Annotated in this window: 15 protein-coding genes; 3 read left to right on the top strand and 12 right to left on the bottom strand. The window is 51.7% G+C overall.

From position 1 onward, the window contains the following. Window positions 1-42 precede the first annotated feature (42 nt). Window positions 43-1179 carry a 4-phosphoerythronate dehydrogenase PdxB gene (gene pdxB, locus MPHASIOC01_RS13285; protein ID WP_353614841.1) on the bottom strand — a complete coding sequence of 379 codons (1137 nt, stop codon included), beginning with the start codon at window positions 1177-1179 and terminating at the stop codon, window positions 43-45. Between the two features lie 120 nt (window positions 1180-1299). Here pdxB and flk point away from each other — a divergent pair, with 120 nt between their 5' ends. Beyond that, complete coding sequence (gene flk / locus MPHASIOC01_RS13290; protein ID WP_353614842.1) at window positions 1300-2313, top strand: flagella biosynthesis regulator Flk; 1014 nt, start codon at window positions 1300-1302, stop codon at window positions 2311-2313. A gap of 142 nt (window positions 2314-2455) precedes the next feature. On the opposite strand, the gene MPHASIOC01_RS13295 is transcribed toward flk, so the two are convergent. From MPHASIOC01_RS13295 to fabB, 4 genes are all read right to left on the bottom strand, one after another. Continuing rightward, window positions 2456-5185, bottom strand: a complete 2730-nt coding sequence (locus MPHASIOC01_RS13295) for an autotransporter domain-containing protein (RefSeq protein WP_353614843.1) — start codon at window positions 5183-5185, stop codon at window positions 2456-2458. Window positions 5186-5526: 341 nt separating this feature from the next. After that, window positions 5527-6735, bottom strand: a complete 1209-nt coding sequence (locus MPHASIOC01_RS13300; protein WP_353614844.1) for a glycosyl transferase family 8 — start codon at window positions 6733-6735, stop codon at window positions 5527-5529. Continuing rightward, on the bottom strand, window positions 6732-8825 hold the full coding sequence (locus MPHASIOC01_RS13305; protein ID WP_353614845.1) for a sulfotransferase: 2094 nt from the start codon (window positions 8823-8825) through the stop codon (window positions 6732-6734). The genes MPHASIOC01_RS13300 and MPHASIOC01_RS13305 overlap by 4 nt, the downstream gene beginning before the upstream one ends. Window positions 8826-9295: 470 nt before the next feature. Then, window positions 9296-10516, bottom strand: a complete 1221-nt coding sequence (gene fabB / locus MPHASIOC01_RS13310; RefSeq protein WP_064595267.1) for a beta-ketoacyl-ACP synthase I — start codon at window positions 10514-10516, stop codon at window positions 9296-9298. Window positions 10517-10673: 157 nt separating this feature from the next. On the opposite strand from fabB, the gene mnmC reads away from it, so the two are divergent. Next, on the top strand, window positions 10674-12683 hold the full coding sequence (gene mnmC, locus MPHASIOC01_RS13315; RefSeq protein WP_353614846.1) for a bifunctional tRNA (5-methylaminomethyl-2-thiouridine)(34)-methyltransferase MnmD/FAD-dependent 5-carboxymethylaminomethyl-2-thiouridine(34) oxidoreductase MnmC: 2010 nt from the start codon (window positions 10674-10676) through the stop codon (window positions 12681-12683). A 41-nt stretch (window positions 12684-12724) separates the two neighbouring features. Here mnmC and MPHASIOC01_RS13320 read toward each other — a convergent pair whose 3' ends face one another. The 6 genes from MPHASIOC01_RS13320 to prmB form a co-directional block, all read right to left on the bottom strand. Further along, entirely contained in the window at window positions 12725-13000 is a 276-nt protein-coding gene (locus MPHASIOC01_RS13320; protein WP_064595272.1) for a YfcL family protein, read from the bottom strand. A gap of 25 nt (window positions 13001-13025) precedes the next feature. Further along, window positions 13026-13571: an elongation factor P hydroxylase gene (locus tag MPHASIOC01_RS13325; protein ID WP_369936567.1), complete on the bottom strand. Its 546-nt coding sequence runs from the start codon at window positions 13569-13571 to the stop codon at window positions 13026-13028. An 8-nt stretch (window positions 13572-13579) separates the two neighbouring features. Further along, window positions 13580-14377, bottom strand: a complete 798-nt coding sequence (locus MPHASIOC01_RS13330) for a sulfite exporter TauE/SafE family protein (RefSeq protein WP_064595274.1) — start codon at window positions 14375-14377, stop codon at window positions 13580-13582. Window positions 14378-14388: 11 nt separating this feature from the next. Continuing rightward, window positions 14389-15213, bottom strand: coding sequence for a penicillin-insensitive murein endopeptidase (mepA, locus tag MPHASIOC01_RS13335; RefSeq protein WP_353614848.1), 825 nt, complete (start codon window positions 15211-15213; stop codon window positions 14389-14391). Window positions 15214-15218: 5 nt separating this feature from the next. After that, window positions 15219-16304, bottom strand: a complete 1086-nt coding sequence (aroC, locus tag MPHASIOC01_RS13340; RefSeq protein WP_064595278.1) for a chorismate synthase — start codon at window positions 16302-16304, stop codon at window positions 15219-15221. 63 nt (window positions 16305-16367) lie between these two features. Next, on the bottom strand, window positions 16368-17300 hold the full coding sequence (prmB, locus tag MPHASIOC01_RS13345) for a 50S ribosomal protein L3 N(5)-glutamine methyltransferase (RefSeq protein WP_353614849.1): 933 nt from the start codon (window positions 17298-17300) through the stop codon (window positions 16368-16370). A gap of 168 nt (window positions 17301-17468) precedes the next feature. On the opposite strand from prmB, the gene smrB reads away from it, so the two are divergent. Further along, window positions 17469-18020 carry an endonuclease SmrB gene (smrB, locus tag MPHASIOC01_RS13350; protein ID WP_064595280.1) on the top strand — a complete coding sequence of 184 codons (552 nt, stop codon included), beginning with the start codon at window positions 17469-17471 and terminating at the stop codon, window positions 18018-18020. A 47-nt stretch (window positions 18021-18067) separates the two neighbouring features. Here smrB and sixA read toward each other — a convergent pair whose 3' ends face one another. Beyond that, window positions 18068-18556, bottom strand: coding sequence for a phosphohistidine phosphatase SixA (sixA, locus tag MPHASIOC01_RS13355; RefSeq protein ID WP_064595282.1), 489 nt, complete (start codon window positions 18554-18556; stop codon window positions 18068-18070). Between the last annotated feature and the right edge of the window lie 11 nt (window positions 18557-18567).

Below are 18567 nucleotides of genomic sequence, written 5' to 3' on the forward strand. Positions count from 1 at the left end.
AAAACACTCCCCGCCGTTTACAGCAGGGAGCGGTAATGACGATTATTGGTGAGGGGAAAATTGCGCGTTAAAACCTAACTGATTCAGCAAGGCCGCTGACGCCTGGTCATCACATTCAACAAGTAAGGAAGACCACTCTCTGCGTTCTTTGTAAAACTTACGCAGCTTATCAAACTCCCCGGCCTGCCCTGCTACTTTGCGCAAGGGGGCATCATCACGGCGCACATCATACACCAGATGCACCAGTCTTTTCAGCGCAGTTTGATCGAGTTTCCCATGCAGGGAAACCCGACTAAATTCCGGAGGTGGAAGCAGTGTATTCAACGACACCGTTTCAGGTTGCCCGATAAACGCACTGAAGGCTTCGAATACCTGTGTAGTACCGCGTGCTTTCCCTTCCAGGGTGTAACCCGCAATATGCGGTGTGCCAATATCCACACGCTCAAGCAGTGCCAGGTTCAGCTCCGGTTCGCCTTCCCATACATCCAGCACAGTAAAAAGCGCCTGGCCGTCGTTCAGGCAGGCCTGTAATGCAGCATTGTCCACTACCGGGCCCCGGCAGGCATTAATTAAAATGGTTCCTGGCTTCAACTGGCGCAATAATGCTTCATCTGCCAGGTGCAGGGTTTTGTAAGGCCCGTCTTTAAACAGTGGGGTGTGAAACGTCAGGATATCCGCTTCCTGCACCAGTGTTTCCAGCGGCAGGAAGGTCTCATCATCACCCTGGTCAGCACGCGGTGGGTCACACAATAATGTTTTAATACCCAGCGCCTCTAAACGTTTTTGTAACCGCCCACCGACATTACCTACCCCAACAATACCGACAGTCCGGTCCTGCAAAGCGAAACCTTCACGCTCAGCGAGCATCAGTAATGCGGAAAAGACATATTCAACCACCGCAATCGCATTACACCCCGGCGCGGCAGAGAAACCGATACCCGCGCTGGATAACCATGCGCTATCAACATGGTCGGTACCTGCGGTTGCAGTACCCACAAATTTTACTGGCGTACCAGCCAGTAACCCGGCGTTGACTTTGGTGACCGAACGCACCATTAACGCATCGGCACCCGTCAATTCACCCTGAGGAATTGGGCGACCGGGTACAGACTGAACTTCCCCCAGCCGGCTGAACAACGCCTGAGCATAGGGCATATTTTCATCAACGAGGATTTTCACGTTACAATACCTGTTATGTGCGGGAATTAACCCGTAAGTGTGCCATAATCCTGGCCTCAGGCCTATTGCTGTACATGCCGTCTGGCTGAACCGACCCGGAAAGATTAAGGATTTGTTATTATGCAACCCATTGTGGGCCATTCACCGCAACCTCCCGGCGAACCGCCAGGCACGCCCAAAACCACACCACCAGCAGGTGAAGCACCGCTGTCCACCATACAGCGTACGGTACTGGAACGCCTGATAACCCGCATCATTGCGCTGACTCAGCAGCAACCGGCGGAAGTGTGGGCCGCAATGAAACATGATCTTGGGTTGAAAAATTCAACGCCAATGCAGTCGCGCCACTTTCCGGCAGCAGAGCAAAACCTGAACCAACGCCTGTCAGGTGCCCAACAAACCCATGAAACACGCCAGGTTCTGCAACAACTGAATAATTTACTTTCGCAAGGCAATAACCGCCAGGCGGTGAGTAATTATATTCGCCAGGAGTTCGGCCATACGGCACTCAGCCAGCTCACGCCAGATCAGTTAAAAACGGTGTTAACGGTATTACAAAAAGGCGAAATAGTTGTTCCGCAGCCAACCACGCGCCCGGCGACAGAGCGGCCGTTGTTACCCGCAGAACACAGCACACTCAATCAACTGGTCAGCAAGCTTGCCGCCAGTTCGGGCGAATCTGTGAAAACCATTTGGCAGAATCTGGTCGAACTCAGTGGCGCCAAATCCAGCGAGCAAATTCCGGCACGCCAGTTCCCGCTGATGGTGACCTGGTTGCAGGCCAGAGAAACACTGGCTCATAACCCGGCGCCCACATTACAGGTTATTCAGGCGGCGTTGAAGCAGCCGATGGAGCCCCACGAATTACAGCGGGTAAGTGACACACTGCAACAACAGTGGCAGGCCACCCCGCAGACAGTTTTAACCGCTGCACAGGTTCAGGAAGTGCTTAGCCAAATTTTCTTTATGCGTGCCGAGCGTGGAGCTGTGCAACTGGATGTCCGTAGTGTTCAGCCAATTTATAACCCGTTTATTGCCTTCATATCCGAGCCGCTGAAAGTGATGTCAGCCCGCCCGGGGCTGACATTGTTCGCGCTGGTACTGGTTTTCTGTCTGGTGTTACTGTTGCTGTGATATTTTTCCTGGGAAGAACGCCTGCGCGGCAGGTAATGTTTTGCACGTTTAGCGCTGTTACTGCGGGTGAAAATGACTCCGGCACATATGTGAGGAAGGAATACCGCTGCCGGGACGTCCAGAAGCGGTATTGAGTGGCTTATCAGAACTGTTTGCGTACCTGCAAAATAACGGTCTGCCCCTGATACTGTTGGCCAAGTTGCACGTTATAGCGGGCATTCAGCGTTAGCGTGTCGGATTTAACCAGAGTGGCGCCAACAGATAAATCCGCGGTATCTTCAACCGGTGAAGCACCAAAGGTCGTGAAGTTGGTTTCCCCCGCTGTTGCCGCTATGTAGCTTGCCGTCGTGCTACTGCGTTGCGGGTTATACTGATGTGTCCAGACAGCCTGAATGAAGGGTACAACATCCCCAAAACCGGTCTGGAATGATTTATCCAGGCGGGCCCCCAGACCACTTCGAACCGCGTTATTGTGGCTGCCGCCTACTGACAGAGCTGAGCCGTTATCGCTACTTTCTTTATAACTCCCGGTGGTTTGATAACTGTAATTCAGGCTGGCGAGTGGTGTCAGTGTGGTATTATCCGCCACGAGCAGCGGGTAACCAAACTCGGCATTAGTAACATATTGCTGACCATTAAACTTGCCCGACGCCCTGTCAGAGTAACCCGTCATACTCACATTACGCGTTGTGTCGTAACGTTGTTGAGTGACACTGGCAGACAGGTTCACATACCACGGGTCACCTGTGTAACTGGCATAACCAATTACTCCCCATGAATCGACACCTGTCTTGTTACCGTAGAGATTGTCCTGGTTACGTACCGAGGTGTAGCTGTAAGTCAGTGCACCACCCATTCGCCAGGCCTCGCCAACAAGCCGGTCGCCCCCCAGAACCAGTCCGCCATAATTTGCTTTATAACCGCTGACATTATCCACCATTCCCTGATTAACATGGCCGCCAAATACCTGCCCCCATGCAGACCAGTCGTCAGGGGAATCACCCGCTGCCACACCGCTCATTCCATGTGATTGCGCCAGGCGTATTGAATCAACCCGCTGGCTAACCACGTTGACAGCGCCAAAAGTAGCCATTGAAGCTGCATGACTGGCCCCGCTGTTCTGTACGGGTGAGAGCTGTTCACCCACTCTGTTTGCTTCCTGGGTTGAATCTATAGCCAGTGAGGCGTTATATAAATCCAGCAGACCTGGCGCAATCCCCGTATAATTCTGCAGCCCCCGCAATGAGGATAACGCATTGGCGGTAGTAGCAAACCCATTACTGGTATTTCCCGGAGTGGAAGGATTGTCTCCTCCTCCTGGCGTTTGCGGTGTCGTGGGCGTTTGGTTACCAAGAGAAACCACCAGGTTACTGGTATTACCGGTATCAACCACCGAACCAGTCGTTTCACCATCATAAGCCGTTATTACATAATTTAGTGAACTGGCATTAAAATTAGTGCCGCTTTTCGCTGCCGATACCACCACGTACCGCTGGCCAGAGGCAAAGCGCCAGGTATTAAGCGACTTGAGTGACACCGTCGAACCACTGCCAATAGTAGCGGTGCCGCTGACAATCAAACGCCCATACCCTGTATCGGTCGTGACACCGTTACTCACCGCTGAATCGCCAACGCCAAGCAATAATGTTGTAGCTGAACTCTGCGCGTAATTTCCGGTGATACTAACAGGGTTGTTAACCTGCAATGTCTGCCCTGTATTTTGCAGGGTAAAGGTACCGACATTGACGTTATCATTGAGCAGTAAATTGCCAGAATTGAAATAGAGATCAGCGGCATTGTTTACGATAGTGCCCATACTGGCACTGTCAATGTTACCACTGGCACCAGTCAGGGTACCCTGGTTCGCACCACTTGCGCCGTTGATGGTCAATCCGGTGCTGCTCAGGTTCGAAATGTCGCCAGCAATAAGGCCATTGTTAGTGACCGGCCCTATGATGCCAGTTGAGGTGTTATAAATAGCATATCCACTGCCTGAGATGCTTCCATTGTTAACCAACGTCCCCAGGGTGCCGGTATTACTGATAGCATCCGCGGCTGTGATGGCGCTGTTGTTTATCAGGCTACTGGTGGTGCCACTATTTTGAATACCTGCCGTCGTACCAGTTATGCTTCCCGTATTGGACAACGTGCCAATATTGCCAGCATTGCCGATACCAACCCCCCCGGTGATGACACTGTTATTAATCAGCGATGTAATAGCAGTGTTGTTCTGAATCCCTGCCGTGGTCCCGGAAATTGTTCCAGTGGTATTATTCAGTGATGTAATCGTGCCGTTATTTTGCAGACCAACTGTCGTTCCGGTTATGCTTCCTGTATTGGACAAGGTGCCAATATCGCCGGTATTGCTGACACCAACTCCGCCGGTCATTATGCCACCATTACTGAGCGACATGATGTAAGTATTGTTTTGAATACCCGCAGTATTACCGGATATCGTACCCCCGGCATTATTGGTCAGTGATAAAATAGTACCGTTATTAAGAATCCCAACAGTGTCACTGAGCATCGCAGTATTATTAACCACGGCGAGACTATTGCTGGTGTTCTCCAGGGCGGCAAATGATGTACCGTAAAGTAGTCCACTGTTAGTTAATGTTTCGGCTAACGCGGATGCAGTTAAGGCCGCAGCACTTGATGAACTGAGCGTGCCATTACTGGTCAGTGTCATATTCCCACCAGACCAGTTAACGCACCCGGTGGAGCCGACTACAGTTACCGAACTACCAACATTTATACAAGCTGCATAGACTTCGGTGGTGGACATCAACGCAATAGCTGACCCAAGAGACACCCCCAAAACCTTACGTCTGTCAAGCTGTGTATCGGCAGATTTATTAATACATTGTCCCATTCCATACCTTATTATTATGTTATCTTTCTTAGTTTAGATGTATTGTATTTAACGCAAACTAATAACCACTTATTATTACATAATTCATCATAGCTGATATTCACGACAGCATGCGTAGTTTAAAGCACAGAACAAGTTTTTTCTCACTTCTCTCACTTCTCTCACTTCTCTCACTTAACTAAAATTTGCGATAAGATTTTTCCAACCATTGAACATAATTAGCCAAAAAACAATAATGACACATTATAATTATGGGTTTATTGCTATAGCCAATCTACCTGATTAATCTGTGGCAGAAGGATTAACCAGGTAAAAATAATCAAGACTACAAGTTCAGGGGGTTAGTGCTTTCCGCTCATGTTCATAGAGGAAGGTGCTGCCATATCAGACTTACCCTTCAATTCTTTTAAAGCAGCGGCAACATTTTGCAGAACGGTTTCCCATTGCCCGGGCACAGGCTGGCGGAACAAGCGCATTCCCGGATACCAGGGTGAATCGTCACGTTGTATTAGCCAGCGCCAGTCATTCAGGAAAGGTAGCAGTACCCAGGCCGGGCGCCCAAGCGCACCAGCCAGATGAACCGGCGATGAGTCTACAGACACCAGGGTATCCACGATGCTCAGGATGGCGGCTGTATCATCAAAATCATCAATTTCGCTACTCAACGACAACAGCGACATACCAGGTGGTGGTGTGGTGGCCTGCCCTGCCGCAGGCCCTTTCTGCAGTGCCAGAAAGGTAATCCCTTCCTGAGCTAATGGAGCCAGGTCAGCCAGTGCTATCGAGCGGCGCTTATCATTGGCATGCGTGGGGCTCCCGGCCCACACCAACCCCACTAACGGACGTGGCAGGCCTGCAAACCGCAATCGCCATTTTTCCACACGCTCAGGATCAGCAAATAAATAAGGTACTCTTCCCGGCAGATGCGACAGTTGCAAACCAAGCGCCGCAGGCAGACTCATCAGCTCACAGTGCAAGTCGAAAGGCGGAGGAAGCGTTCCCCTGACTATCAGCTGGTCATACCCACGGACACTTCGCGCCAGGTTAAAGGCTTCCGGGTTCACTTCCAGTACAATATGAGCACCACTGCGTTCCTGAGCCTGCTCAACCAGCCGCAAAAACTGGAAGGTATCGCCATAACCTTGCTCATCGTGGATCAACAATGTTTTTCCTTTGACAGGCTGCCCTTCCCAGCGCGGTTTTTGCATATGCCGTTCGAACATGCGGGTATGGTCAAGCTTGTAGCGAAAGCGGTATTCGCGCCAGCCACGCGTAAACTCGCCCTGTAGTAACAGCATCTCAGACAGGTCAAACCGTGCACTCATATCGCCCGGCACAACCTGTACAATCATGTCCATCACTTGAGTAGCTGCGACAAATTTACCCTGCTGGCGCAATGCCATGTACAACTGACGCCATAAGGCAACAGGAGCGGTGCCAGAAGACAGTGCCTGACACAACACCCTCTCTGCCTCGGCCCAGCATTCAGCTTTCAGGAGTACATCAACCTGCTGCCAGAGTGCGCTAAGATCTCTCTGTTCCGGGTTCATCTTTTTTCAACACCGAGCACATCCAGCAAAGGACCAAGGTGGGCAGCATGCCTGTGCCATCGCCCAATGGAAGAGGTGTAGATGGGCTGGCGCACCTGAGCCATACTTGCAGTACGTACAATACGCCGGGTTTTGTGGAAGTGCAGACAAGCGTCATTCCAGGGAAGATCGATGAAATCAATCAGACGCCGCGCCTGGCCATCCAGATCATCGACCACCGCTTCATAATCAACTTCGATAAAGCATTCAGGCGGTAATACCTGACAGAAGTGAGCCATCAGCGCCTGGTAGTCGAGATAAAACTGCCCCAGTTCATCCAGTTGGTAAGTAAATAACTGTTCCCCGGAAAAAAGCTTGCTGTAACAGGACAGGCACGTATCCACAGGATCACGACGGCAGTGAATGATACGTGCGCCAGGCATCAGTAGTGGAATCAGGCCGGCATAGAGGAAGTTTCCCGGCAGTTTGTCTACCACTCGCAGTGCATCTGGTGCCAGATGGCTGATCTGTTGAAGATAATCGGTGCCAATATTAAGAAAATGATTACGGCTCCAGTTACCCACATCCTCAGGGAAACGGCCTGCCTGTGCCACTACCCGCCCCAACACGCCTGACTCTCCTGCGCCGTAGACATCGGGGTGTGACGCAAGAATCTGTTCAACCAGGGTGGTGCCGGAGCGGGGCATGCCGATAATAAAAACAGGCCGCCCGGAAACCACGCCTGCGCCTCTGAACCGTGCCATTAATGCCGGGGTAAAAACCTCAGCAATACTTTTCATCCATACGCTAATCTGTTTGGCATCATAATTAAAAGTGGCACGCTTAAAAGTATTACCCTGGTCAAGATGGAAAAATGCACGATCGGAATCCTTGATATCCAGATACGCTTTGCCAAGCGAAAAATGCAGCAATATTTGTTCATGAATGGGCAGTACCGGCTCACGCGCCAACGCATTTTCCATAACCTCAATATCAGGGTCGCCTGCCTGGTAGAATTTATTATCGCAACACGCTGCCAGAACCCGCGGTGAATCAGGAAAACGCTTCAATGCCAGTTGAAACCCGGCAGACGCGGCATCCATGTCGCCAGTCTCCATCAGTAAAACTGCCCGCGCAACAAGCGCTTCTTCGGCAACCGTACCCGGTAACTCCGCCGCCTGGTTATAGGCCTGCTCAGCTTCTTCATACCGCCCAAGGCCCTGCAAGGCTGTCCCCAGAACCTTATGCGTATTCGCATTACCCGCTGCAATAGCCAGGGACTTGCGCGCAACTGCAACGGCTTCCTCATAACGCTCATCAACAATCAAAATTTGGGCAAGTGCGGTCAGCCCTCCCACATGTTGTGGCGCAAACTCCAGCAGTGAATTCACCCAGTGTCTGGCATCAGCGTAACGCATGCGCGATAACTCAATATTCGCCAGGTTTAAATACGCATCCGCCAGTTGCGGGTTGATATCTATCGCCCGCCGCGCAGAAGCCACAGCCTCATCAATACAACCAAGGTCACTCAACAATAAAGTGAGATTACTGTACACTTCCGCATACTCGGGACGCAGTGATAAAGCTCGCTGGTAACTTTCCTGAGCACGGTGCAAATAGCCCAGCCGCTGGCAGGTATTAGCCAGGTTATTGTGCGCTTGAGCATTATCCGGTTGCAAAGATGTAACGTATTCCAGGCACTCCAGGCTTTCCGTGAATTTCCCGGCCTCCTGCAAAATGATGCCAAGATTACTCCATGCCACAATCAGTTCAGGCTCTTGCTCTACTGCAATACGAGCAGCATGCTCGGCCTCTACCAGCAAACCTTTCTGGCGATAAAGCTCCGCCAGATTGCTAAATATTATTGCCGGAGCATCCGGTGAATGGCAGGCCTTATGTATATAATCAATAGCCTTATCCAGCATACCGTAGGCATGCATCATAAGCCCCAGCAGATTAAGGGCATCGTGTTGTAATGGTGCGACTTCCAGCACCCGCAGGCAAAGCTGCTCCGCCTGTGCGGCCTGACCGGCATTCCAGTGAGCATTCGCCAGTTCCAGAGCCTGAAGAACCGTCAACTGCTGCGAATCAAGAGGGTTGCTATTACTCAAAATATTCCTCGGACATAAAAGGCACAGTGGCTGGATTGTGTCTGCAAGCAGATCAGGCTTTTACCTGAAAGCTCCAACGTGGCACACAATCTGAATTGAATGCCATCCCGGATGGCATTCATTAATTATTAGTAATATCTTCGTCATCAGAATAGGTGACGCAAAAATGGAGTGCAACACCTGTTTATTTAGTTTGAAAGCCCGCAGGCAATCTCTTATTTACATGTATGAGAAATGCTTATAGCTGTTTAACTGGCTATTAATAATAGTTAAAGCAAAAGGCGGTATTTATCGCAGCCAGAATAAAAGGAGAGAAAATATTTTAGCGCGGAGCTGGTTGTTCAGTGGAAGGCAGGTGGTTGTGCGAGAGTATGTTGCAGAGAAAACAATACAGAGTATAAAAATAGCAAGACTGCAAAAAAATAAAGGGGCAGTCACCCGCCCCTTATGCAAAAGACATTAAAACGCCTTTATTTGCTGTATTTACGCATTACCAGTGTGGCGTTGGTGCCGCCGAACCCGAAGCTGTTGGACATCACTGTTGTCAGGTCACGTTCAGTCGGTTCAGTAACGATATTCATGCCTTCAGCCAGCGGATCACGCTCGTCAATGTTAATGCTTGGCGCGATAAAACCGTGTTCCAGCATCAGCAGGCTGTAAATTGCTTCCTGAACCCCGGCAGCACCCAGTGAGTGGCCGGTCATGGCTTTAGTTGCAGACAGCGCTGGCGTATTTTCGCCAAACACTTCACGGATCGCACCCAGTTCTTTTACATCACCCACTGGTGTAGACGTACCATGAGTATTCAGGTAATCGACAGGTGTATCCAGACCTTCCATTGCCATTCTCATGCAACGCGCGGCACCTTCACCAGATGGCGCAACCATATCTGCACCATCAGACGTTGCGCCATAACCAACGATTTCTGCATAAATATGAGCGCCACGAGCCAGAGCATGCTCCAGTTCTTCAACCACGACCATGCCGCCGCCGCCAGCGATAACAAAGCCGTCGCGATGTGCGTCATAAGTACGGGAAGCTTTTTCCGGGGTTTCATTGTATTTGGTAGACAGCGCGCCCATGGCATCAAACTCACAGGCCAGTTCCCAGCACAACTCTTCACCACCACCAGCGAACACGATATCTTGCTTACCAAGCTGAATTTGCTCAACCGCATTGCCAATACAGTGTGCTGATGTTGCACAGGCGGAGCTGATAGAGTAGTTCACGCCATGAATTTTAAATGGCGTAGCCAGGCAGGCAGAAACACCTGAGGCCATAGCTTTGGTAACAACGTAGGGGCCAACAGCTTTCAGACCACGAGGGCTGCGCATGGCATCTGCGCCAAAGACCTGAAATTTTGGCGAACCGCCACCAGAACCGGCAATCAGCCCAACGCGTGGGTTGTTCTGGTAAACTTCGTCAGCCAGTTTGGCATCTTTAATTGCCTCATCCATGGACAAGTAAGCATAAACAGAGGCGTCACTCATAAAGCGAACGACTTTGCGATCGATTAAGCCTGTGGTATCCAGCTTGACATTACCCCATACGTGGCTACGCATACCGGAATCTTTCAGTTCTTGAGAGAAAGTGATCCCTGAGCGCCCTTCACGCAGAGATGCCAGGACTTCCTGCTGGTTATTACCGATGCTGGAAACGATACCCAGGCCAGTAATCACTGCACGTTTCATTCAATACCTCTTTCACTGCATATTTTAGATTTCGTGTCGCACAATAGCGTACAGTTGTACGCCGAACAAGTCCGATCAGCCATTTTGTGCAGATAATTTGCGCCAGCTCAGACTAACCCTTAAGATCGTGGCACCCCGTGTTATACGAGCAACTTACGTGAAACAAAACTGCATACAAACTGCCACACTGGACTTCAATGCTGAGGGTACACCTGTTTCCCGACAATTTGATGACGTCTACTTTTCAAATGACAATGGGCTGGAAGAAACCCGCTATGTTTTCCTTGATGGAAACAGGCTGAAAGACCGGTTTTTCAACCACCAGGAAAGCGTGTTTGTGGTGGCTGAAAGCGGTTTTGGGACCGGGCTGAATTTTCTGGCGTTATGGGAACAATTCACCACCTTCCATACCGATAACCCGCAGGCAGCGCTACAGCGGTTGCACTTTATCAGTTTTGAAAAATTTCCGTTACGCCTGGATGACCTCACGAAAGCCCACCAGCAGTGGCCACAACTGGCTACATTCGCCACCCAATTGCAGGCGCAGTGGCCTGATGCGGTTGCCGGCTGCCACCGCCTGGTGCTGGATAATGGGCGCGTAACTGTAGATTTGTGGTTTGGCGATATTAATACCAGCCTCACCCAACTTGACTGCACCCTGAATCAGCAAATTGACGCCTGGTTTCTGGACGGTTTCGCCCCTTCGCGTAATCCAGACATGTGGAATCAGGCATTGTTTGACGGCATGGCTCGCCTGGCGAAACCTGGAGGGACCATGGCGACATTCACCTCCGCGGGTTTTGTTCGCCGTGGGTTACAGCAGGCTGGCTTTCAGGTTGAAAAACGTAAGGGGTTTGGCCGCAAGCGGGAAATGCTGACCGGTGTACTGGCTGAAGCCATCAGCACGCCACTCTCCACACCCTGGTATACCCGCCAGGCGGCAAGCTGCCGCGAGACGGCCATTATTGGTGGTGGTATTGCCAGTGCATTATTAAGCCTCGCGTTATTGCGCCGTGGCTGGGATGTAACCCTGTATTGCGCCGATAGCGCGCCAGCACAAGGCGCATCAGGAAACCGCCAGGGTGCGCTTTACCCATTGCTCAACCAACATGACCCGGCACTGGCCGCGTTTTTCCCTCACGCTTTTGGGTTCGCGCGACGGTTATATGACCGCCTGCCAGTGGCATTCGCCCACGACTGGTGTGGTGTCACTCAGTTAGCGTGGAATGATAAAAGCGCCGATAAACTGGCAAAAATGCTGGATATGCCACTGCCTGAAACACTGATTCATGCAGTCAGTAAAGAAGCGATGCAGGCAACCTGCGGTGTGGAAACAGGGGTTTCTGGTATTTGCTTCCCGCAGGGCGGCTGGCTTTGCCCACAAACCCTGACTCATCAGGTAATTGAGCTGGCTTGCCAGCAAGGCCTGAAAGTGCATTATAACCAGCAGGCTCTGAGTCTGAACCGTAGTGGCGCAGGCTGGGAAATTCACTTTACCGGGGGCCAGACCACGCAGCATAGCAGTCTGGTACTGGCGAATGGACACAACATTACCCAATTTGAACAAACGGCTCATCTCCCTGCCTACCCGGTTGCAGGCCAGGTGAGCCATATCCCCACAACGCCAGGGTTAGGCGCGCTGAAACAAGTTCTGTGTTATGACGGTTACCTGACACCGGTTGACTCTGCCCGCGGGCAACACTGTATTGGTGCCAGTTACCACCGGGGCCAGGCGGCGGCAAATTACAGCGAAGAAGACCAGGCTCAAAACCGGCAACGCCTGGTTGATTGCCTGCCACAGGCTCAATGGGCCAGGGAAGTCGACACCCGCGCAGGTGATGCCCGGTGTGGTGTGCGCTGTGCCACCCGTGATCATCTGCCTATGGTTGGGAATGTCCCGGATTACGCCGCGTTTATGGATGATTATGCCCAGAAGACCCCGGAAGAAATTGCCACAACTCAGCGCCAGCTCCCCGTTCATCCGAACTTATTTATGCTCGGTGCGCTGGGTTCACGTGGGTTATGCAGCGCGCCTCTGGTGGCTGAAATGCTGGCAGCACAAATGAGTGCGGAACCATTACCGTCCGACCAGAAAACACTGGCAGCAATGACACCGTCCAGGTTATGGGTGCGCAAGTGGCTGAAAGGCAGAAAAATAGAGAAGTAAACGCAAGGGTTATGCCCGGCCCTCAGGCCGGGTTGAGTGGATTATGCTTTGGCCTGGTTCCACAATTTGTCCCACATATCCAGAACCAGTACCTGGTCTGGTGGTGACAACTCCCCGGCGTTGATGGCGGTTTCAAGGCTTTGCCCAACATGCTGGTATACCCGCTCGAAGGAGTGGTCATCGCCCTGCTCCACCTCGGCAATAGCCAGAGTCAGGTGCCCACGCAAATACCCGCTGGCAAACAATTCATCGTCAGAGGCATGCTCGACCATATCGTCAATTAAACCCAGAATGCGTGCTTCAAACGCTTCAATCATCTTTCTCTCCTGGTTGGTATGGCGCTCAGCACAAATCTTCGGGCCATGGAAAAGATTCTGCCGTGAAGGGCGCAGAATGATAATACTGTTGTAAAGCGGCAATAAAACGAGCCGGACGGGCAGGAACACTTGCAGATAACCAGTGCATCACCTGCTGGTGAACCCGCCGCTGAAACACAATACGGTCGGGTTCAAAATCTCCACTGAGGTTGTCGCAACTGACATTAAAGGCAAACCCGGCAGCAACACAGAACATCCATTCCAGTGCCTGGGGTTTCACTTCCACATCTTCGAAATGATGCTGTGTTGCTTCATCGCGCCCGTCCGGGCAATACCAGTAACCGAAATCAACCAGCTTGCGCCGCGCTTCACCAGCAATACACCAGTGTGCGATTTCGTGCAGAGCACTGGCATAATAGCCATGAGCAAACACCACACGATGGTAAGAGACTTCACTGTCTGCAGGCAGATAAATCGGCTCGTCCGTGCCTTTGACCAGGCGAGTATTGTAGTCTTCGGCGAAACAACCATTAAAAATCTCAATCAGTTGTTCGTAGTGATGTGTTTCCATTACTTCCATTACTGCATACCTAACCAGTGAAGAATAGTTTGCCCGTGGCTGTCGAACAGTAATTTGGCGCTCATCACCGCCGATACCACCACTATCATAGGGCGAATCAGTTTGTGGCCTTTGCTCAGCACCAGACGGGACCCTATGCGGGCACCGCAAAACTGCCCGGCCATCATGACAAAGCCAGTACCCCATACCACTTTGCCGCCAATAATAAACAACAGTAGCCCGCCAAGGTTAGAAGTGGCATTGAGCAATTTCGCATGAGCCGTGGCTTTGGCAAGATTAAACCCGGCCAGTGCAACAAACGCCAACGCATAAAATGAGCCAGCCCCCGGGCCAAAAAATCCATCATAAAAGCCCACGCATCCCCCCGCGACCAGGGCAAATGGCAGCCCATGTAAACGGCGTTGCCTGTCGGCTTCGCCAAGGCGTGGCATTAACAAAAAATATAAGCCAATGGCGATGACCAGTATGGGCAGGATCTGGCGCAAAATGTCGGCATGCATATGCTGCACCAGTAATGCACCAGATGTAGCGCCAATGAACGTCATCAGCACATTCAGTTTTTGGTCTGCCAGGCTCACCACTTTGCGGCGAATGAAATAGAGCGATGAAGAAACTGAGCCACCGCAAGCCTGTAGTTTATTGGTGGCCAGTGCCTGAGCTGGAGGCAGGCCGGCTGCCAGTAGAGCCGGAACAGTCAACAACCCGCCACCACCAGCCAGAGAATCAATAAAACCAGCAAGCATTGCGACAAAAAATAACACCACCAGCACCAGTGGTGAAACCATGAACCACTCCATGCACTTGTCCCTTATAACAATTTTTTATCCAGTAATGCCTGGCAGGATGCCGGTATCGGTGGCGGTGTTTTTTTACCGGGTTTCACAGCACCAGGTTTAGGCGGCTCGAACCAACTTTGCAGCTCCGCACCACAGCCATCACCCGGTGGTGGTGGCGCCTGGTCAATGCACTCAAGGCTGGTTGCCGGGCAGTTCAGACGCACATGCATATGTGCCCGGTGAGCAAACCAGGGGCGCACTTTGCGCAACCAGGTGCGGTCAGTGCCAGCGGTTTCACACAGTTTTTCTTTGATTGCCGGGTTAACAAAAATCCTTGCGACATCGCTGTCTTCAGCAGCCAGTTTTATCAACTGGCCGATTTCTGGCTGCCAGAGCGATTCAACCACATGTTTTCCGCCCGGTGCGACCAAATCCAGAGCCTGAGGTTTTAACAATTGCGCGCTGGACCAGCGTACTTTGGGCAGTTGCAGGAAAATATCCACATCCAGGCCACTTTGGTGGCTGGCGTGACCGCTACTAAAACGCCCACCCGCTGCCATACCCATATCGCCAATCAACAGCGTTCCCATGCCGTGTTGGTGCACACTGGCAGACAAACGGCCAATAAACGCCAGCAAATCGGGGTGACCAAAGTAACGGTGCTGATCAGTACGCATCACCTGGTAATTATCGGACTGTAGCGGCAATGGCTCGGCACCAATAATACAACCATTGGCATACGCACCGATTGATTGCGGTGAACCGGCAACCGGATGCGTGATTTTCTGCCAGGGTGTCGCGGCCTGAGCAAGGCCGCACACTAACAAACCCGCTAACGCAAAAATGGTTCTGTTCATTCAGATTACCAGCGAGGAAGCGAGCTGGCGACATCCGCATTCTGCGCACGCTGGCGCAACGCGTGGTCCATCAGCACGATTGCCAGCATAGCTTCGGCGATCGGCACTGCACGAATACCTACACAAGGGTCATGACGACCGCGAGTGACCATCTCAACTTCTTCGCCTGCACGGTTAATAGTTTTTCCCGGCACCATAATGCTGGAAGTGGGTTTCAGTGCAATGTTAGCCACTATTTGCTGACCACTGCTGATACCACCCAACACGCCACCAGCATGGTTGCTGGTGAAGCCGGACTGGGTAATTTCATCGCGGTTTTCGCTGCCACGCAGCCCCACCACACCAAAACCATCGCCAATTTCAACACCTTTCACTGCATTAATGCTCATTAGTGCATGGGCGATATCCGCATCCAGTCGGTCGAAAACCGGCTCACCAAAACCAGGAGGGACGTTATCTGCAACAACCGTCACTTTCGCGCCGATTGAATCCCCTTCTTTCTTGAGTGCACGCATCAGTTCATCAAGTGCAGCCACTTTATCCGGATCCGGGCAGAAGAACGCATTTTGCTCAACTTGTTCCCAGTCAACGATATCCAGTGGGACATCGCCCATTTGCGAAAGGCATGCACGCACCACAATGCCGAATTTTTCAGCCAGATATTTCTTGGCAATTGCACCAGCGGCAACTCGCATTGCCGTTTCGCGAGCCGATGAACGGCCTCCGCCACGATAATCGCGCAGGCCATATTTTTGCTCGTAGGTGTAATCTGCATGACCCGGACGGAATACATCCTTAATGGCGCTATAATCCTGAGAGCGCTGATCGGTATTTTCGATAAGCAACCCAATGCTGGTACCGGTGGTGACACCTTCGAATACCCCGGATAAAATTTTTACCTGATCCGGTTCGCGGCGTTGAGTGGTGTAACGTGAAGTCCCCGGACGACGGCGGTCCAGGTCATGTTGCAAGTCCGCTTCAGTCAGCGCAATACCCGGTGGGACGCCATCAACAATGCAGCCCAACGCCAACCCATGAGACTCACCAAACGTGGTTACACGGAATACCTGTCCAATAGTGTTACCTGCCATCACGGCTCCTTACCGTTGTTATCGTTTAAAGGGGCAATTGTGGGCCAGGCGGCCCACAGCAGATTAATCTTTATAAATACTGAAATACTCATGCGCGGCAATAAGCTGCGCTTTGGTCAGCATAAAGACGCCATCACCGCCGTTATCAAATTCAAGCCAGGTGAAAGGGACATCGGGGTATTGTTCTGCCAGATGTACCATGCTGTTGCCGACTTCACAAATCAGGATGCCGCCATCAGCCAGGTAGTCCGGGGAACAGGCCAGTATCCGGCGGGCAAGTTTCAGGCCATCAGTGCCAGCAGCCAGCCCCAGTTCAGGTTCAAAGCGGTATTCACCCGGCAAATCCGCCATATCTTCTGCGTCTACATAGGGCGGGTTGGTCACAATAATGTCGTACTGTACTTTGGGCAAATCACGGAAAAGATCAGAACGAATCGGGGTGACCTGATGCTCCAGCCCATGTTCCGCAATATTGCGCTCCGCCACAGCCAGGGCATCCGGGGAGATATCCACTGCATCCACTTCAGCTTCCGGGAATGCATAAGCACAGGCAATAGCAATACACCCACTACCTGTACACATATCCAGAATATGTGCCGGCTCGCCATCCGCCAGCCCGGCAAAATGTGTGTTGATCAGTTCACCAATCGGGGAACGCGGCACCAGCACCCGTTCGTCAACATAAAACTCATGGCCGCAAAACCAGGCTTTGTTGGTCAGGTAGGCGACCGGTATACGCTCGTTCACACGGCGAATCACCCGTTCAACAATGCGGTGACGTTCGCTGGATGTCAGGCGGCACTGACGCATGTCTTCAGGGATATCCAGTGGCAGGTAGAGAGTGGGTAGCACCAATTGTACGGCTTCATCCCACGGGTTATCCGTACCGTGCCCATACCAAATATTTGCCGCGCTAAAACGGCTGACGGCCCAACGCAGCATATCCTGAATAGTGTGCAGTTCATTGACTGCCTCTTCGACAAAAATTTTATCCACATGCCCTCCGCAGGCCGTTAGCGCTGTTATTTCGGCCGCTAGTTTGCCACGAACCCGGCGATAAATCAGCATCAGGGCGCGCCACAGAGCTGAAATTGGCGGTTTTATTTAATTGCAACCATTAAAGCAGGTAAACTGGCAAGTATTGCATGACAGGAATGAAAAGATATGAAGAAAAAAGCGCAGTTGAGTACAGAAGACCAGGCGCTGTTTCGTGAATTAATGCGTGGCACCCGGAAACTGGCTCAGGACACGATTGTTCACAGACCGGTACGCAAGAAAGTCACTGAAATGCCGGTAAAACGCCTGGTTCAGGAGCAAGTTGACGCCAGCCACTATTTTTCCGATGAATTTCAACCTCTGCTTTCCAGTGAAGGGCCGGTGCGTTATGTCCGTGAAGATATCAGCCATTTTGAGCTGAAAAAACTGCGCCGTGGCGACTACACGCCAGATTTGATGCTGGATTTACATGGGTTAACACAACTGCAGGCCAAACAAGAGCTGGGAGCGCTAATTGCTGCCTGCCGCCGGGAACATGTGTATTGCGCCTGCGTAATGCATGGGCACGGAAAACATATCCTTAAGCAACAGACCCCATTATGGCTGGCCCAGCATCCGCACGTTATGGCGTTTCACCAGGCCCCCAAAGAGTGGGGTGGCGATGCGGCATTACTGGTATTGATTGAAGTGGATGAGTGGCAGCCACCTGAACTTCCCTGAACCCAGAAACACGCAGAGCCGGCAAGCGGCTCTTAAGTGTTCAGGCATTAAATTGCTTTTGCCACTTTTAAATTACACGGGCTGATTTGCCATTCAAATGCCCCTTTGCCCGTTTCCGGCGCAATAGTGACGGAGGCGATCGCCGATGTACAGAACATCGGAGGCGTTTCCTCCGGGCACAGTTCTGATACAAGGTACCCCACCAATGGCAAGTGAGAGATAACCAGCACAGACTTTTCACCCTGCTCTGCCAGTGCCTGGAGATAACACCCCACCAGACCCACATCGCCGCAAGGCATCAACTCAGGCATTGTTTCTTTCTCGCCTGGCAGAGAAAGTTGCTGACTCACAACATCCAGTGTCTGCTCCGCACGCAAAAATGGACTCACCAAAACACGTCCAATTTCTACCTGCTGACCTTTTAACCAGGTCGCCATCATCTGCGATTCGTCAATCCCCACCTGAGTGAGAGGACGAACCGCATCACTGGCGGCATCGAGCGCCGCGTCGCCATGACGCATGATAAAAACTTGCATATTGCACCGCT

It is taken from the genome of Mangrovibacter phragmitis, from assembly GCF_040429585.1.
Lineage (GTDB): Bacteria > Pseudomonadota > Gammaproteobacteria > Enterobacterales > Enterobacteriaceae > Mangrovibacter > Mangrovibacter phragmitis.